This window comes from Streptomyces sp. NBC_01237 (genome assembly GCF_035917275.1).
Classification (GTDB): Bacteria; Actinomycetota; Actinomycetes; order Streptomycetales; family Streptomycetaceae; genus Streptomyces.
On record NZ_CP108508.1, the window covers coordinates 3,481,731 to 3,498,461 of the forward strand.

Sequence of the window (16,731 nt, forward strand, 5' to 3'; positions counted from 1 at the left end):
GAGTGGTCCGTGCCGTCCCGATACGCGAGAGCCGCCACCCCCGAAGAAGTGGCGGCAGCGGTAGCGGAGGAGTGACTACCCCTCCGCCTGCCGACGACCCCACCAGGCCATCAGCTGGTACACCGTCTGCGCCCCCACGGCCGCCCGCGCGGTTGCCAGCTCTTTCGTCACGGTTCGCTCAGACAGGCCGAGCCGCGGCCCGACGCGGTGTTGCGCCTCGCCTTCCTCCAGCGCCCGCAGGATGGCCTTCTGGCGCTCGGTCAGCATGCCGCTGGACGCGTCCCCCTCCTGCCACCGAGTGCCGCGCGCCCAGAGCTGCTGGTACAGCATGTGCGCCCAGGCGACGGTCGCGCGGTCCGTGACGTGCCACCCTGCATCCCGATCCCCGGGCAGAACACAGTTGTCGATGAACAAGTGGACGCCGTCGATGATGACCAGCCGCGGGAAAACTTCTTCCAGGGTGGCCACCTCAGCCCCGGCCTCCACCGCCGCAGCCAGGTGCCCGCTGGTCGCTGCGTGGTCACGCACCGCCACGTTGTAGAGAGACCTGACCAAGACGCCGCGATTCCGCAGGTCCAAGACGCGTTCCATCCCGGTGCGCTGGACCTCCGGGTCGCGGTCGACGGGGGCACCGGGCTGCGCCGTCCACATCTCCGAGGAAGCCGTCCGCAGTGCCTGCTGTATCCGGGCGTTCATCTCGTCGCGCGTCTGGAGCAGCTCACTGACAGGCCCGGAGTACCAGCGGTGCTGATCGTACGCCGGAGCCAGACCCTCCACGGCTGACACTTCGGCCATGCACGCGACGGCCTGGGTGATCGCGGCCTGGGCCTGTGCCAGCACCTGCTGTGCGGCGGCCCGGGGGTCACGGGCAAGGAAACGGCCGGGCTCGTCGGGGTTCGGCGCGATCAGCCCGAGGCCAACCAGGCGTGCCGTGTCGTGACCGTCCAGGGGTGCGCCGTCAGACGCGACCGCTCGGTACGTTTCTCGGTCTCCCGAGGAGAGCGGGAGGTCTGGCAGGTCCGGCATTTGTTGCCCCTTCAAAGTTGTACTAGATACCGCACGTGCCGTTTCTGGCACACCGTAACCCCTTTCATTAACAGGATCACCATGCGAACCTACGGTCAGTGACGCTCACTCGTACGGGCGTTCGAATCGAAGGGTTTCCATGGAGGGAATTCACATGTCCATCACGCGCACGCTCAGACGCGCGGCAGCCGTAGCGCTGCTCGCAGCCCTCCCGGCTCTGGCCGCCCCCGCCGTCAGCGCGGCGCAGCCGGACCGCACAGTCGTCGTGGCGGACCCAGGGTGGGGCGTGCAGGTCGCGGAGCCTCAGCCGGAGTCCGCCCTCATGGACCCGGGCTGGGGCTGACCGTTCCCCCGTACCCGGGGTGACGGAACGAGGAAACACAACCGGCCCCGCATGGGGCCGGGGCGGCCCGGCGGAGGATGGCGCCCGCCGGGCCGTTGCACCAAACCAACGGGGAAAGGCACGACATGATCACGGTAATTGGGCTCCTCATCGTCGCGGGGCTCGTCGGCCTCTTTCTGCTAGGCCGAGGTCTGCGCATTCAGGTGGAGGCGCTCAGGGTGGAGATCGCGCTGGCCCGGATCGAGGAGGTACTCGGCAAGGACAGCCCGGTCCCGTGATCAGCCCACCTTGCGCAGTTGGGGCCGTTGCCCCGTGAGAGCGGTCTCGATGGTCAGCATGGCGTCGTCGTCCGCCTCCGGCAGGAGGTGCGAGTAGGTGTCATTGGTGGTGGTGATGGACTCGTGGCCGAGCCGTCGCTGCACGTACGTGAGTCCGTGGCCGGCGGAGATCAGGGCGCTGGCGTGCGAGTGGCGGAGGTCGTGGGGGGTTGGGTTCTTCTGCGGGGGTAGGAGGCCCTCCGCCTTGGCCCGCTTGACCGCGCGCTGCCACCGGTTGTGGAAGGTGCTGTAGTGCAGCCGCTGGCCCTGGTCGCCGACGAACAGCAGCGCGTCGTGGCCCAGCCCGTCGCCCAGCTCGATGAGGGCCTGGTCCACCGTGGTACTGATGCGCAGGGTCCGTCGGCTCTTTTTCGTCTTGGGCTTCCCGATGTAGTACCCGCCGTCTCCGTCCTTCTTCCAGGCCCGCCGCACGCGAATCCGCCTGTGACCGCCCTCCGTGATGACGCACATCGGGGCCAGCGCCGTCAGCTCTCCCCACCGCATGCCCGTGCCGTACGCCACGACGGACAGCAGTTGGTCCTGGCGCTGGTTCATGCACGAGATGAGGCCCTCCACCTCCTGGGGCGTCAGGAACTCGATGTCCTCGCCGTCCTCCGCCCCGTCATCGTCCGACCGCGGCAGCCGTGTGAGCTCGCAAGGGTTGCGGTTCCGCAGCGGCGGCTCGGAGCGGACCGCCTCACGCAGGATGCCGGACAGCAGGCCGTGCAGGTTGCGGATCGTCTTGGGGCTCATCGGCTTCATCTTCGGGGAGCCGTCCGGCATGCCGCCCCGGCGGACCAGCGTGGTCTCAAGTCGGCGCACCCAGGGGCGGATTGTGTCGCTGCTGAAGTGCTCGACGCTACGCACGTCGCACTCGCCGAAGGTGGGGAAGATCCACTTTTCCAGCTCGCCCAGGCACGCCTTGCGGTAGTGCTCCTCGATGCCGGTCCGCTCGGCGATGATGCGGGTGGCGTAGTTCCGGAAGCGGTAGCGGTCCTCGTCCTGGCGCTCCTGGGTGATGTAGCCCTCGCCCTTGACCCACCCCGGCGGCCAGTGCTGTCCGGCCTCGTTGACCGCGTCACGGAAGATGGCAGCCGCGGTCTCGTCGTCGAAGGTCTCCGACTGCCCAGGCGCTCCCCGGGTGCCGCCCTCGCGCCATCTGACTTGGTAGCCGGTAACGGCCCCGGCCGTGTTTTTGCGCTTCACGATGGATGCCATGGCGGCATAGTAGGGCTCGTGTTCCCCACGTGTTCCCAGAACACGGCAGGCTCATCATCACCCAGCCGCATATCAGCAGGTCAGAGCTGGTTTGGAAATTGTGCCCGGAGCCGGACTCGAACCGGCACGCCCCCGAGGGGCAGCGAGGTTTAAGCTCGCCGTGTCTGCGTTCCACCATCCGGGCGTGGCGCGCGGCTCCGCTTTGGCACATGACCCTATCCGGGCACGTCCCCCGATCAGCGGAACAGTGGCTCGATGTTGTCTTATTTTATTGACCGTTTGAGGGGTCGTCAGCACATCCTGGGCGGGCTGACCACACGCCCGCACGGGATGTCGGGCAGGAAGTCCGCCGCCCGGGAATGACGGAAAGTCGCCGCACTCGTACGGCCCAATGCGCCAGGTGCGCGCCATGCTCCGCCAGGGCCGCGCCACCCCTCGGGACCGACAGCCGCCCCGGCCCGCTCCCTCGCCCGGCCCGGCCGCTCCCCCGCACCCGGTCCGAGGCCCCGCCCGGGGGCCGGGCTCAGGGTCGGTGTCATACCCCAGGAGGACGTCCCCACCCCGTCGATGCGACTCAAGAGGGCCACCGGAACGGGCACGGGGGCTGACGTCCGGCGGTGATTCCGACGTGACGATGGAGGAGTCCCCGTAGGAACCCCGCATCACCCGAATCAGGAGCGTCCCTGTGACCACCACCTCCACCGTTCACCGCGCCACCGCGGTGGCTGCCCGCGCCACGGAGCTGTCGAAGGTCTACGGCCACGGTGAGACCCAGGTGGTCGCCCTGGACCGGGTCACCGTGGACTTCCCGCAGGGCGAGTTCACCGCGATCATGGGCCCCTCGGGCTCCGGCAAGTCCACGCTGATGCACTGCGTGGCCGGTCTCGACAGCTTCAGCAGCGGCTCCGTCCGCATCGGTGACACGGAGCTCGGTTCCCTCAAGGACAAGCAGCTCACGCAGTTGCGCCGGGACAAGATCGGCTTCATCTTCCAGGCGTTCAACCTGCTGCCGACGCTGACCGCGCTGGAGAACATCACCCTGCCGATGGACATCGCGGGCCGTAAGCCCGACGCCGCGTGGCTCCAGAAGGTCATCGACATGATCGGGCTCTCGGAGCGCCTGAAGCACCGGCCGACCGAGCTGTCCGGCGGCCAGCAGCAGCGCGTCGCGGTGGCCCGCGCCCTGGCCTCGCAGCCCGACATCATCTTCGGCGACGAGCCCACCGGAAACCTGGACTCCCGCTCCGGCGCCGAGGTCCTCGGCTTCCTGCGCAACTCGGTGCGCGAGCTCGGCCAGACCGTGGTGATGGTGACCCACGACCCGGTGGCCGCCTCCTACTCGGACCGCGTGATCTTCCTCGCGGACGGTGCGATCGTCGACCAGATGATGCACCCCACCGCGGACGGGGTCCTCGACCGGATGAAGGCGTTCGACGCGAAGGGCCGCACCAGCTGACGTAACCGGCTGCCGCCCCCGTCCCCCTTCCGGAACCCATCCCAGGACTACAGACATGTTCCGTACCGCCCTGCGCAATGTGCTCGCGCACAAGGCCAGGCTGCTGATGACCGTGCTCGCCGTCATGCTCGGCGTAGCCTTCGTCTCCGGCACCCTGGTCTTCACCGACACCCTCGGCAACGCCTTCCGCAACCAGTCGGCCAAGAGCTACGACAACGTCGCCGTCGCCATCACCACCTACGCCGACCAGCGCGACGAGAAGACCCAAGGCATCGACGACGCCACCCTGGAGAAGATCCAGGCCCTGGACGGCGTGGCGAGCGCCACCGGCCGGGTCTCCGGCTTCGCCGGGGTCGCCGACCCGGACGGCAAGCTCATCGGCAACGGCTGGTCCAACACCGGCGGCAACTTCGCCCCCGGCAAGGACGGCAAGGACGCCGCGTACACCTTCACCGAGGGCACCGGCCCGGTGAAGGCCGGCACCATCGCCCTGGACAAGGACACCGCGAGCAAGGGCAAGTACCGCGTCGGAGACCCGGTGCGGGTCGCCACCAACGGGCCGGTGAAGGAGTACACCCTCGCCGGTGTCTTCACCACCGAGGACGGCGCGGTCAACGCGGGCGGCAGCCTGGTCCTGTTCGACACCACGGTCGCGCAGAAGCTCTACCTCAAGCCCGGCGTCTTCCAGGACGTCACCGTGACCGCCGCGGCCGGCACATCGGACCAGAAGCTGCTGTCCGCCCTGGAACCGCTGCTGCCCAAGGACGCCTCCGCCCAGACCGGCGCCGCACTCGCCGACGAGCAGGCCGAGCAGATCGAGAACGGCCTCGGGGCCCTCAACGGGATGCTGCTCGCCTTCGCGGGCATCGCCCTCTTCGTCGGTGTCTTCCTGATCGCCAACACCTTCACCATGCTGGTGGCCCAGCGCACCAAGGAACTGGCCCTGATGCGGGCGGTCGGCGCCTCCCGCAGCCAGGTGAAGCGTTCCGTCCTGCTCGAAGCGGCCGTGGTCGGCGCGATCGCCTCGGTGATCGGCTTCGTGCTCGGTCTCGGCCTCGCCATCGGTCTGCGCTCCGCGATGAGCCTGCTCGGCGGGAAGATCCCGGCCGGCCCGCTGGTCGTCTCCCCCACCGCGGTCGCCGCGGCCTTCACCGTCGGCATCGTGATCACCGTGCTCGCCGCCTGGCTGCCCGCCCGTCGCGCCGCGAAGATCGCGCCGGTGGCGGCGATGAGCAGTGTGCACGCGGTGGCCACCACCAAGTCCCTGGTCGTACGGAACTCGATCGGCGGAGTCCTCGGCCTGATCGGCGCGGCGGCCATCGTCGCGGGCGCCTCGGCGGCCGGCACGAACGGCCGCTACACCGTCGCGGCCGGTGCCTTCTTCGCCCTGATCGCCGTCATCGTGCTCATCCCGCTGCTGTCGCGGCCGGTGATCGCCCTGGTGCGGCCGCTGCTGATGAAGCTGTTCGGCGTCTCCGGCAAGCTGGCCGCGCAGAACGCGGTCCGTAACCCGCGGCGTACCGGAGCCACGGCCTCCGCCCTGGCGATCGGGCTGACCCTCGTCACCGGGATCTCGGTGCTCGGCGTCACCCTCGGCCAGGCGGTCGACCGGATGACGACGGACAACATCAAGGCCGACTACATGGTCTCGATGGCCAGCGGCGGCATGCTGGACCAGTCGGCGCTCAGCGCCCTGGAGAAGGCCGACGGGGTCTCCGCGATCTCCCCGCAGCAGTCCTTCTCCCTGTGGGTCGGCGAGGACTACCACTCGGCCTCCGGAGTGACCCCCGGCGATGTGGAGAAGGTCTTCTCGCTGGAGACGGTCTCCGGCTCGCTGGGATCGCTGAACGACGGCGAGGTCGCGGTCGGCAGCAAGACCGCGAAGTCGAACGGCTGGAAGACCGGCGACACCCTCCCGGTGAAGTTCGAGGACGAGAAGAAGGGGAAGCTGAAGATCGGCGCCCTCTACGAGGAGAACGACTTCCTCTCGCCCTTCCTGCTGCCGAAGGACATCGTCAACGCGCACACCCCGCAGGCGGACATCCGCGAGATCTGGCTCAAGATGGACGGCGGCGCCACCGCGGCCAACGAGAAGTCCGTGGTGGACGCGCTGGGTGACAACCCGGCGATGAGCATCAAGGACCGGGCGGACATCCGGGACATGTTCGGCGGCATGGTCAACATCGCGCTGAACATCATGTACGGACTGCTGGCGATGGCCCTGATCATCGCGGTGCTGGGTGTCATCAACACGCTGGCGATGTCGGTGTTCGAGCGTCAGCAGGAGATCGGCATGCTGCGGGCGATCGGCCTCGACAAGCGCCGGGTCAAGCGCATGATCCGCCTGGAGGCCGTGGTCATCTCGGTCTTCGGCGCGGTGATCGGTGTCGTGCTCGGAACGTTCCTGGGCTGGGCGATCGGTCAGACCCTGGCCGCCGAGATCCCGGACTACGCCCTGGTCATCCCGTGGGACCGCCTCGCGCTCTTCCTCGTGCTCGCCGGGCTGGTGGGCGTGCTGGCCTCGCTGTGGCCGGCCCGCAGCGCCGCGAAGCTGAACATGCTGACGGCGATCAAGACCGAATAGCCCGCGCCGGGGGCCCGAGGGGCAAGGGGAGGGCCCGGTGACCGCCGCACGCGGTCACCGGCCCCTCCCCCCTTTTTTACGTCCCGTACGTGGGCCTCAGCCGGTCGCCGAAGCCGTCCAGGCGCGGGCGCGCAACGGCATACGGGCGCCGCCGCCCTCCGTCGGGCGCACCACGAGGATCTGGTTGACCCCGATCTTGTTGTGCTCGAAGGAGAGCGCGGAGGCGGCCATGTACAGCCGCCAGACCCTGGCCCGGCCGGGCGAGGTGGCCCGTACCGCCTGTTGCCAGTGCTGCTCCAGGTTGGCCACCCAGCGGCGCAGGGTGAGCGCGTAGTGCTCACGGATGGCCTCGACGTCGCGGACCTCGAACCCGGCCTCTTCGAGGGTGCCCACGGTCCGGCCCACCGGGGCGAGTTCGCCGTCGGGGAAGACGTACGCGTCGATGAACTCGTCGATGCGGTAGGCGTCCTCGTCCCTCTCGGGTCGGCGGGCGATCTGGTGGTTGAGGAGCCGGCCGCCGGGCTTGAGGAGCGCGTAGAGGTCGTCGGCGTATTCGCGGTAGCGGACCGAGCCGACGTGTTCGGCCATCCCGATCGACGAGATGGCGTCGTACGGGCCGTCCCTGACGTCCCGGTAGTCCTGGACCCGGATCTCGATCCGGTCGGTCAGGCCCTCCTCCGCGATGCGCTTCCTGGCGTAGGCGGCCTGTTCGATGGAGAGGGTCACTCCGGTGACGCGGGCGCCGTACTCACGGGCCGCGTGGATGGCCATGGAGCCCCAGCCGCAGCCGACGTCCAGAAGCCGGTCGCCCTCCTTCAGCGCGAGCTTGCGGCAGACCAGGTCGAGCTTGTCGCGCTGGGCGTCCTCCAGGCTCCCGCCGTCCTCCCAGTAGGCGCAGGAGTAGACCATGGAGGGGCCGAGGACCAGTTCGTAGAAATCGTTGCCCACGTCGTAGTGGTGGCTGATGGCCTTCTTGTCGCGCCGCTTGGTGTGCATGGCGCCGGTGCGGCGGCGGACCTCCTCGGCCGGCGGGGCCGGCGGGGGCCAGGGGCCGGCCAGTTCGACGAGACCCCGCGCGAAGGCCCTGACCCCGGGGTCGCGGAGCGGGTGTACGGAGTCCTTCTCGTCGGACCCGCGTTCCCAGAGGAGCCCGGCGAGGTGGTCCAGGGCCTCGTACAGATTTCCTTCGACATCGATCTCTCCGGCCACCCAGGCACGGGCCAGGCCCAGTTCGCCCGGCTTCCAGAGCAGGCGGCGCAGGGCGCGGCGGTGGCGGATCACGAGGGTGGGGGCACCCGGCGGTCCGGATTCGCTGCCGTCCCAGGCCCGGATACGGACCGGTAGGGGCTTTCCCAGCAACTCTTCGGCGAGAGCGGTCAGCCGCGATGCGGCGTCTGCCATGGCGCACACCTCCGTGGTGGTGTTTCCCAAATATGCCAAAATTCGCATAACCATGCCCATAACCCCGCCACGACACCTCGGCGCCGCGACGGGACACCTGCGTCAACTGTCTCCGGACCGCATGCCATCCCGCTACATGGCAATGGATCGGCAAAGCGCATGTATCCGGCATGTATCACCGGGATTCCGGGCCACCGCCGCCGAGGACCGCACGGCCGGGAGCGCACGGGGCCGGGGCACACGGAGATGGGCCGGGAGCGCACGGGGCCGGGGCGCACGGTCACGCCCCGGGAGCACACGGGCCGGGAGCGCGCGGTCGCGCCGGGGAGCGCACGGCGCCAGAACGCGCCGGTGGACCGGAGGGCGCGGATACGCCGAAGGGGCCGTCCGCACCACGGATGGCGGACGGCCCCTTCGGGCGTCGTACAGGAGGTTCCGGCGGGCCGGAACCGGCGGAGCTAGGAAGCCTTGGCCTTCTCGCCCTTGGCGTCCTGGGTCACGGCGGCCGGAGCCGGAGCCGGCTTGGCGGCCTCGTAGAACTCCTCGCGCGGCGTCTCCATGGCGCCGAGCGAGACGACCTCGCGCTTGAGGAACATCGCCAGGGTCCAGTCGGCGAAGATCCGGATCTTACGGTTCCAGGTCGGCATCGCCATGCCGTGGTAGCCGCGGTGCATGTACCAGGCGAGACGGCCCTTGAGCTTGATCTTCACCTTGCCCATGACGATCATCGCGACGCCCTTGTGCAGCCCGAGACCGGCGACCGCACCCTTGTTGGCGTGGCTGTACTCCTTCTGCGGGAAGCCCCGCATACCGGAGATGACGTTGTCGCCGAGGACCTTGGCCTGACGCAGCGCGTGCTGGGCGTTGGGCGGGCACCAGGCGTTCGGGTTGCCGGCCTTGCGGCCGACCAGGTCCGGAACCTGGGCGTTGTCGCCCGCGGCCCAGATGTAGTCGGTGCCCTGCACCTGGAGCTTCTCGGAGGTGTCCACGTGGCCACGCGGGCCGAGCGGCAGACCGAAGCGCGCGAGCGCCGGGTTCGGCTTCACACCGGCGGTCCACACGATGGTGTTGGAGTCGACCTCAAGGCCGTTCTTCAGCACGACGCGACCGTCGACGCAGGAGTCCATGGAGGTGGAGAGGTAGATCTCCACGCCGCGGCCCTCAAGGTGCTCCTTGCCGTAGGCGCCCAGCTTCGGGCCGACCTCGGGAAGGATCTTGTCGGCGGCGTCGACGAGGATGAAGCGCATGTCCTCGCGCTTCACGTTCGTGTAGTACTTCGACGCGTCGCGGGCCATGTCCTCGACCTCGCCGATGGTCTCCGCGCCGGCGAAACCGCCACCCACGAAGACGAACGTGAGCGCCCTGCGGCGCACCTCGTCGTCGGTCGTCGAGTCAGCCTTGTCCAGCTGCTCCAGGACGTGGTTGCGCAGGCCGATGGACTCCTCGATGCCCTTCATGCCGATGCCCTGCTCGGCGAGGCCGGGGATCGGGAAGGTGCGCGAGACCGCGCCCATCGCGATGACGAGGTAGTCGAAGGGCAGCTCGTAGGCCTCGCCGACGAGCGGCGCGACCGTGGCGACCTTGCGGTCCTGGTCAATGGTCGTGACTCGGCCGGTGAGGACCTCGGCCTTGGGCAGCACGCGTCGCAGCGGGACGACGACATGCCGAGGCGAGATGCTGCCGGCAGCAGCTTCGGGGAGGAAGGGCTGGTACGTCATGTACGAGCGCGGGTCGACGACCGTGACGGTCGCCTCTCCGTAGCGCATCTTCTTGAGAATGCGTCGAGCTGCGTACAGGCCTACGTACCCACCGCCTACAACGAGGATCCTGGGACGCTCCGTGGTGCTCATGCCATCGAGTATCCACCCCCCTCCGAGGGGGTGCTCGTGAGCCCCTTCACAAGGTATCGGGCCACCTCTGCTACACTTCGCCGCCCACGTGACCCAGGTCATGATGTCGCGGGGGAACCACCAGGCGGTGGCGAACGTTGTTCACCGCTTGTGAGCTGGCCCTTGGCCCTTGATGCCGGGCAAACCACCCCCCGGATTCATCCGCGCGCAACACGCCCGGAACACGCCCCCACCCCCTCCGCGAGCCCCGCCGCGCGACCCGCACGGCCCCTTGGGCGCCGAACTGCGCCCAACGGGGCCGAATTCCTTGTGAAGAAGTTCACGAACTTCGTCGCGGCGCGCCCCCGAAGGGGCCCTCCGGACCGCCCGCGGGGGCCTGTCGACGGCTCAAAGGTGCAGGCGACGGTGCGTTTGAGCCCTCGGTGAGCGCGGGCCGCGCACAGGTGGTGTCAGCCGGCGTGCGACGCCGCCGACCAGGCGATGCCGTCCAGGATGTCGTGTTCGCTGACGACGACCTCCTGAGCCCCGGTCCGCTTCATCACGGCGAGCAGGACGAGCGCTCCGGAGGTGATCACGTCGACCCGGCCGGGGTGCATCGCGGGGATCGCGGCGCGCTCCTCGTGCGTCGAGGAGAGCAGGCGTCCGGTGATCTCCTGGACCTGCTCGAAGGAGATCCGGGAGTGGTGGATGGCCGCCGGGTCGTACTCCGTGAGCCCCAGCGCGATCGCGGCCACCGTGGTGACCGTGCCGGCCAGGCCGACGAGGGTGGCGGCCTCACCGATCGGGACGGTCTCCTGCGCGAGGTCCAGCGCGGCGTCGATGTCCGCACGGATCGCGGTGACCGCGCCGTGGGTGGGCGGGTCGACGACGACTCCGTCGCGTACGAGATGGCGCTCCGTCATCCGTACGCAGCCGATGTCCACGGACCGGGCGGCACGGACCTCGTCGTCGCCGACGACGAACTCGGTGGAGCCGCCGCCGATGTCGACCACGAGGTAGGGCTTGGCGAGGTGGTCGCCGCCGGCCAGTTCCTTGGTGGCGCCGAGGAAGGAGAGTTCGGCCTCCTGGTCGCCGCTGATCACCTCCGGCTCGACGCCGAGGATGTCCAGGACGCCGCGGACGAACTCGCCGCTGTTCTCGGCGTCACGGGAGGCGGACGTGGCGACGAAGCGGACGCGTTCGGCGCCGAGCTCCTCGATCACCGCCGCGTACTCGCGGCAGGCGGCGAAGGTGCGCTCCAGCGCCTCGGGGGCGAGCCGGCCGGTCCGGTCGACGCCCTGGCCGAGCCGGACGATCTGCATCCGCCGGTCGAGCTCGACGATCTCGCCGGTGGCGGGGTCCGCGTCGGCGACGAGCAGCCGGATGGAGTTGGTCCCGCAGTCGATGGCGGCGACCCGGGTCACCGGCCCGCCCCCTCGTCGGCCGGCGCGCTGGAGGGCGCCTCGCACGGCGTGACGCACGGGCCCTTCGCCCACCACTCGGGCAGCATCGCGATCGCCTCGTCGCCGAGCGGGTTCACTCCGGGGCCCGCGGCCAGGGAGTGACCGACCAGGACGTGCAGGCACTTCACCCGGTCCGGCATGCCTCCCGCGCTCGGGAAGCCCTCCAGGACCTCGATGGCGTCACGGCGGGCGAGGTAGTCCTCGTGCGCCCCGCGGTAGGCCGCGGCCAGCTCGGGGTCGGACCGGAGCCGCTCGGTCATCTCCTTCATGACCCCATTGGCCTCCAGCGTCCCGATCGCCGACGCCGCACGCGGACAGGTCAGGTAGTACGTCGTCGGGAACGGCGTGCCGTCCTCCAGACGGGGCTGCGTCTCGACCACGTCCGGATTGCCGCACGGGCAACGGTGCGCGATGGCCCGCAGCCCGCGCGGCGGGCGGCCGAGCTGCTGCTCGAACGCGGCGATGTCCGCGTCGGTGGGCGTGGTGGACTCGGTCTGCGGAGGGGGCGTTTCCATGCCTGCCTAGGTTCTGCTCGACGTTTGCTCGAAAGATGCTGCTCAAAAGGTGCTGCTCAAGGGTGCCGCTCGAAGCCGCCGCTCGGAAACCGCGGCCCGGAGACGGGTCAGTCGCGGTCGGCGGTGTCCACGCCGTCCCAGAGGTTCGAGTGCCAGGGGCGGTCCGCCGCGCCCGGCTCTCCGCGGCGGTCCTCGGCCGCGTCGGGATCGGCCACCGTGTAGCCGGTCTCGCCGGGGAGTACGTAATGGAGGTGCTCCCGGGCCAGTCGCCTGATGTACGCGTCGTCCTGGAGCCGCGCCTTCTCGTCGCGCAGTTCCTCGGTCCGCCGGCCCGCCTCCTGGGACAGCCGCTCCTGATCGGCGATCTCGTCGCGCTGGGAGACGTACTGCCGCATGGGGTACGCGAGCGCGACCACCAGGGAGCAGACGATCAGGGCCAGGAACGCGGCCCGGCCGGTGAGCCGGGAGCGGTGCGCCTGGCGGCGGTTCTGGGACCGGTAGACGCGGGCCGCGGTCTGCTCGCCGAGCAGTCGCAGCCTGGTCGCGGTGGAGAACCGGTCGCGGTCCTTCCCGGCCATGTCTCCCGCCTCCCCATTACGCACGTCCGTCCCCGCACACGGTACGGGACCGAGTGCGGGGACGGACGGAGGCTGGTGCCTCGAACCCCCGAAGGGCCGGTGACCGGCCCCCGGGTGCCGGGGTGTCAGCCCTTGAAGCGCGGGAACGCCGAGCGGCCCGCGTACACCGCGGCGTCGTCGAGGATCTCCTCGATGCGCAGCAGCTGGTTGTACTTGGCGACACGGTCCGAGCGGGCCGGGGCGCCGGTCTTGATCTGACCGCAGTTCACGGCGACGGCGAGGTCGGCGATGGTGACGTCCTCGGTCTCACCGGAACGGTGCGACATCATGCACTTGAAGCCGTTGCGCTGGGCCAGCTCGACGGCGTCCAGGGTCTCGGTCAGCGAACCGATCTGGTTGACCTTGACGAGCAGGGCGTTCGCGGAGCCCTCCTCGATGCCGCGGGCCAGGCGCTCCGGGTTGGTGACGAAGAGGTCGTCGCCGACGATCTGCACCTTGGCGCCGAGCTTGTCGGTGATGACCTTCCAGCCGGCCCAGTCGTCCTCGTACAGCGGGTCCTCGATGGAGACCAGCGGGTACGCGGAGACGAGCTCCTCGTAGTACTCGGTCATCTCGGCGGCCGAGCGGGACTTGCCCTCGAACTCGTACTTGCCGTCCTTGTAGAACTCCGACGCGGCGACGTCGAGCGCGAGCCCGATGTCGCGGCCGGGGACGTAACCGGCCTCCTTGATGGCCTCGACGATGAGGTCCAGGGCGGCGCGGTTGGACTCCAGGTTCGGGGCGAAGCCGCCCTCGTCGCCGAGTCCGGTGGACAGGCCCTTGGTCTTCAGGACCTTCTTCAGCGTGTGGTAGATCTCCGCGCCCCAGCGCAGGGCCTCGGAGAAGGACTCCGCGCCGATCGGGGCGATCATGAACTCCTGGATGTCCACGTTGGAGTCGGCGTGCGAGCCGCCGTTCAGGATGTTCATCATCGGAACGGGCAGCAGGTGCGCGTTCGGGCCGCCGAGGTAGCGGAAGAGCGGCAGGTCGGACGCCTCGGACGCGGCGTGGGCGACGGCCAGCGAGACGCCGAGGATGGCGTTGGCGCCGAGCGACGCCTTGTTCTCGGTGGCGTCCAGGTCGAACATCGCCTGGTCGATGAGGCGCTGCTCGGTGGCGTCGTAACCGACGAGCTCCGGGCCGATCTGCTCGATGACGGCGAGGACCGCCTTCTCGACGCCCTTGCCCTGGTAGCGGTTGGGGTCTCCGTCGCGAAGCTCAATGGCCTCGAACGCACCGGTGGAGGCGCCGGACGGAACAGCAGCACGTCCCGTGCTGCCGTCGTCGAGGCCAACCTCGACCTCGACCGTGGGGTTTCCCCGGGAGTCGAGGATTTCCCTGGCTACGACGACGTCGATGGACGGCACGAGGCATCTCCTTCTGGGATATGACGCTGGTGGTGCAGGGTCACTACGGCCTTGCGACACGAGCCTAACCGGCCCGGCCCGATCGGGCGGCCGACCGCCCGTCTCCTGGGACGAAAAAGGACCCAAGGCCGTGCAATACAGGACGAAGGTCCAGAAATTTACTGACTGGTAACTACAAGGGTTGAACGATTGCGGCCCGGGCCACCGCGCAAGAACCCCGGCCCGGCGCGCACGGGGGAGAGTGCGCCGGGCCGGGGAACCGGCCGAGGAGGATGCCGCCGGACACCCGCCTCAGGGGAGGAGAAGCCGTGTGCCGGACTACTTCAGGTGGAGCTGCTGACCCGGGAAGATCAGGTCGGCGTCCTTGACGATGTCGCCGTTGAGCTTGAACACCTTCTGCCAGCCGCCCTTGACGCCTTCCTTGTGAGCGATCTTGCTCAGGGTGTCGCCGGACTTCACCTTGTACTCGCCGTCACCCTTGGCGACCTTCTGGCCGGTCGGGGTCGTGACGGTCTTCGGGGTCTCGGCCTTCGGGGCGGTGCGCTGCTCGCTGCGCGAGGCGGGCTGCTCGGCCTTGCGCTCCTGCTGCTTCGGCTGAGCCTGCTGCTTCGGCTGGGCCTGCTGCTGCTTGGCCTCGCTCTGGCCGGAGCCGGTGTCGACGCCCGGGTCCACACCGTCGTTGCTCAGGTTGCCGGCACCGGCACAGGCCCAGGCGCCGGGACCCTGCATGTCGAGAAGCTTCTCGGCGGTGGCGATCTGCTGGGACTTGGAGGCCAGGTCGGCACGGGCGGCGTACTGCGTACCGCCGGCGGCGGCCCAGCTGGACTGCGAGAACTGCAGACCGCCGTAGTAGCCGTTGCCGGTGTTGATGGACCAGTTGCCACCGGACTCGCACTGGGCGACGGCGTCCCACGTGGAGACGGAGGCGGCGGAGGCGCCGGTCGCACCCATCAGCGGGACGGCGACAGCGGCACCGGCGACACCGGCGAGCGTGGCGACACGGACGACCTTGGACGGGCGGCGGTGCTTGCCCTTGCTGTGAAGCAGCATGGAACTTCTCCTCACCGACGCCTACGAGGTGAGCTGTCGGGTTCGGGCCAAGTGAGTTGCCCGGTCGCACGTCCTAGCACGCGACTTCACCCCAAGCCGGTCCTGATCACTCTCGTACGGGACGAGACGACCGGGCCCGGCACTTACCTGGGTCCCCCGCTCCTGCCTACGGCGCTTTACGCGTCTGTTCCCTTCGACCGACGGCAGGATTCGGCGTGACGGTCGACGGGGCCCGCGGTGCGAGCGGTTCCGACCGTAAACACAGGCAACCCCTACATTCAAAGATGGACATACCGGTCAATCGCCCCTTACTTGACCTCACTGAAGTGACGTTTCCGCAGGTCGGGGGCAATGCGGACGGATCCGGCGGACGAGACACGCCAGTTGAAGCAAAGAGACCCATGTCTCACTTACGCATAAGTGGACATAGGCCCCTGAACTACCCCGGTTTTCGGGGTGTTTTCCGCATGCGATCAGTTGGCAGCGGCGTCCTCGGAGTGCTTGCCGAGGTCCAGATCCAGGTTCTGGCCGGGCAGGATCAGGTCCGGGTCCGAGCCGAGTGCGTCCTTGTTCGCCTCGTACAGCGCGGTCCATCCGCCGGAGAGTTTCTGTGCGTCAGCAATCGCCCAGAGACTGTCGCCCGGCCGGACGGTGTAGTCGCCGTCGGCCCGCTCCGCCCCGCCGTCGCGCCCCTCGCCGTCGCCGCGGGAGGCGTGCCGGCCGGACTCGCGCCCGTCGTCACCGTCCGCCGCCCGGCTCCCCTCGGGAGCGGGTGTGCCCCGGTGCTTGCCACCACTGCGGTCGGTGTCCTTCGAGGCGTCAGGCGCCGCGGAGTCCTCGGGTGCCGAGGAGTCCTCGGGCTTCGCGGAACCCTTGGGCTTCGTCGGGGAAGGGGTCCCGTCCGGGGTGGAAGGGGTGGTCGAGGGGTCGGCGGCCTCGCCGGGCGTGTCGCCCGCCGCGCCTTCCTTGCCATCGTCCGCACCGCCGTCGGCCGGCGGGGTCGCCGCGTCCGAGGGGTCGGCGGACGGCGTGCCGCCCGGGTCGACGCCCGGCAGGGCACCGTCCACCGCGAGTCCGGAGATCACCGCACAGCTGGGCCACGCCTTCGGGCCCTGGTCGTCCAGGACCTTCTCCGCGACGGAGATCTGCTGCGAACGACTGGCGAGGTCGGCCCGGGGCGCGAACGCCGTGCCGCCGTACGCCGACCAGGTGTCCTGCGAGAACTGGAGCCCGCCGTAGAAACCGTTGCCGAGGTCGGCACTCCACATGCCGCCGCTCTCGCACTCCGCGACCCGGTCCCAGGTCGAGGCGTCGGCGGCGTGTGCGCCGGTCGCGCCGAGCAGCGGAATCGCGATGGCCGATCCCGTCACGCCCGCGGCGACGACGATGGCGGGTGCCTGGCGAGGGCGACGGTGTCTGCCGTTCGCGGAGCCCATGGGGTTTGCCTTCCGTGCGACTGACGAGTGGGTACTGAGTGGTTGACGAGTCATCCGACGCCCGACTGATGCGTCGAACGGTGAACCTAGCGGGACTCGAACGTGTGTC

The 16,731-nt window shown here is 69.6% G+C and carries 14 protein-coding genes, 1 tRNA gene and 1 riboswitch; of the genes, 4 read left to right on the plus strand and 11 right to left on the minus strand.

Features of this window, described 5'->3' with window-relative positions:
* Positions 1-75: 75 nt before the first annotated feature.
* Positions 76-1,026, minus strand: coding sequence for a helix-turn-helix transcriptional regulator (locus tag OG251_RS15405; RefSeq protein WP_326677716.1), 951 nt, complete (start codon positions 1,024-1,026; stop codon positions 76-78).
* Between the two features lie 154 nt (positions 1,027-1,180).
* Between OG251_RS15405 and OG251_RS15410 the strand changes: the two genes are divergently transcribed.
* Positions 1,181-1,369, plus strand: coding sequence for a hypothetical protein (locus OG251_RS15410; RefSeq protein ID WP_326677717.1), 189 nt, complete (start codon positions 1,181-1,183; stop codon positions 1,367-1,369).
* Positions 1,370-1,494: 125 nt separating this feature from the next.
* The gene (locus OG251_RS15415; RefSeq protein ID WP_326677718.1) at positions 1,495-1,647 is read left to right on the plus strand and encodes a hypothetical protein; all 153 of its coding nucleotides are present in this window, start codon (positions 1,495-1,497) and stop codon (positions 1,645-1,647) included.
* Here the strand turns inward: OG251_RS15415 and OG251_RS15420 are convergent, their stop codons facing one another.
* Together OG251_RS15420 and OG251_RS15425 are read right to left on the minus strand one after the other, a co-directional pair.
* Positions 1,648-2,904, minus strand: coding sequence for a tyrosine-type recombinase/integrase (locus OG251_RS15420; RefSeq protein WP_326677719.1), 1,257 nt, complete (start codon positions 2,902-2,904; stop codon positions 1,648-1,650).
* A 101-nt stretch (positions 2,905-3,005) separates the two neighbouring features.
* Positions 3,006-3,088: transfer RNA gene (locus tag OG251_RS15425), tRNA-Leu, on the minus strand.
* A gap of 501 nt (positions 3,089-3,589) precedes the next feature.
* Here OG251_RS15425 and OG251_RS15430 point away from each other — a divergent pair.
* Both OG251_RS15430 and OG251_RS15435 read left to right on the plus strand, forming a co-directional pair.
* Positions 3,590-4,360 (plus strand): ABC transporter ATP-binding protein, encoded by a 771-nt coding sequence (locus tag OG251_RS15430; RefSeq protein ID WP_326677720.1) that lies wholly within the window; start codon positions 3,590-3,592, stop codon positions 4,358-4,360.
* 55 nt (positions 4,361-4,415) lie between these two features.
* A complete protein-coding gene (locus OG251_RS15435) occupies positions 4,416-6,944 on the plus strand; it encodes an ABC transporter permease (protein ID WP_326677721.1) in 2,529 nt (842 codons plus the stop codon).
* A gap of 96 nt (positions 6,945-7,040) precedes the next feature.
* On the opposite strand, the gene OG251_RS15440 is transcribed toward OG251_RS15435, so the two are convergent.
* The 8 genes from OG251_RS15440 to OG251_RS15475 all read right to left on the minus strand — a co-directional run bounded on the left by OG251_RS15440 (position 7,041) and on the right by OG251_RS15475 (position 16,622).
* Positions 7,041-8,345 (minus strand): cyclopropane-fatty-acyl-phospholipid synthase family protein, encoded by a 1,305-nt coding sequence (locus OG251_RS15440; protein WP_326677722.1) that lies wholly within the window; start codon positions 8,343-8,345, stop codon positions 7,041-7,043.
* A 458-nt stretch (positions 8,346-8,803) separates the two neighbouring features.
* Positions 8,804-10,195: an NAD(P)/FAD-dependent oxidoreductase gene (locus OG251_RS15445; protein WP_326677723.1), complete on the minus strand. Its 1,392-nt coding sequence runs from the start codon at positions 10,193-10,195 to the stop codon at positions 8,804-8,806.
* 449 nt (positions 10,196-10,644) lie between these two features.
* A complete protein-coding gene (locus tag OG251_RS15450) occupies positions 10,645-11,598 on the minus strand; it encodes a Ppx/GppA phosphatase family protein (RefSeq protein ID WP_326677724.1) in 954 nt (317 codons plus the stop codon).
* Positions 11,595-12,152 (minus strand): DUF501 domain-containing protein, encoded by a 558-nt coding sequence (locus tag OG251_RS15455; protein ID WP_326677725.1) that lies wholly within the window; start codon positions 12,150-12,152, stop codon positions 11,595-11,597. The genes OG251_RS15450 and OG251_RS15455 overlap by 4 nt, the downstream gene beginning before the upstream one ends.
* A gap of 107 nt (positions 12,153-12,259) precedes the next feature.
* Complete coding sequence (locus OG251_RS15460) at positions 12,260-12,730, minus strand: FtsB family cell division protein (RefSeq protein WP_326677726.1); 471 nt, start codon at positions 12,728-12,730, stop codon at positions 12,260-12,262.
* A 125-nt stretch (positions 12,731-12,855) separates the two neighbouring features.
* On the minus strand, positions 12,856-14,136 hold the full coding sequence (eno, locus tag OG251_RS15465; protein WP_266805980.1) for a phosphopyruvate hydratase: 1,281 nt from the start codon (positions 14,134-14,136) through the stop codon (positions 12,856-12,858).
* A gap of 318 nt (positions 14,137-14,454) precedes the next feature.
* Complete coding sequence (locus OG251_RS15470) at positions 14,455-15,186, minus strand: transglycosylase family protein (protein ID WP_326677727.1); 732 nt, start codon at positions 15,184-15,186, stop codon at positions 14,455-14,457.
* 3 nt (positions 15,187-15,189) lie between these two features.
* Positions 15,190-15,370, minus strand: a riboswitch (cyclic di-AMP (ydaO/yuaA leader).
* A gap of 289 nt (positions 15,371-15,659) precedes the next feature.
* The gene (locus OG251_RS15475) at positions 15,660-16,622 is read right to left on the minus strand and encodes a transglycosylase family protein (protein ID WP_326677728.1); all 963 of its coding nucleotides are present in this window, start codon (positions 16,620-16,622) and stop codon (positions 15,660-15,662) included.
* Positions 16,623-16,731 lie beyond the last annotated feature (109 nt).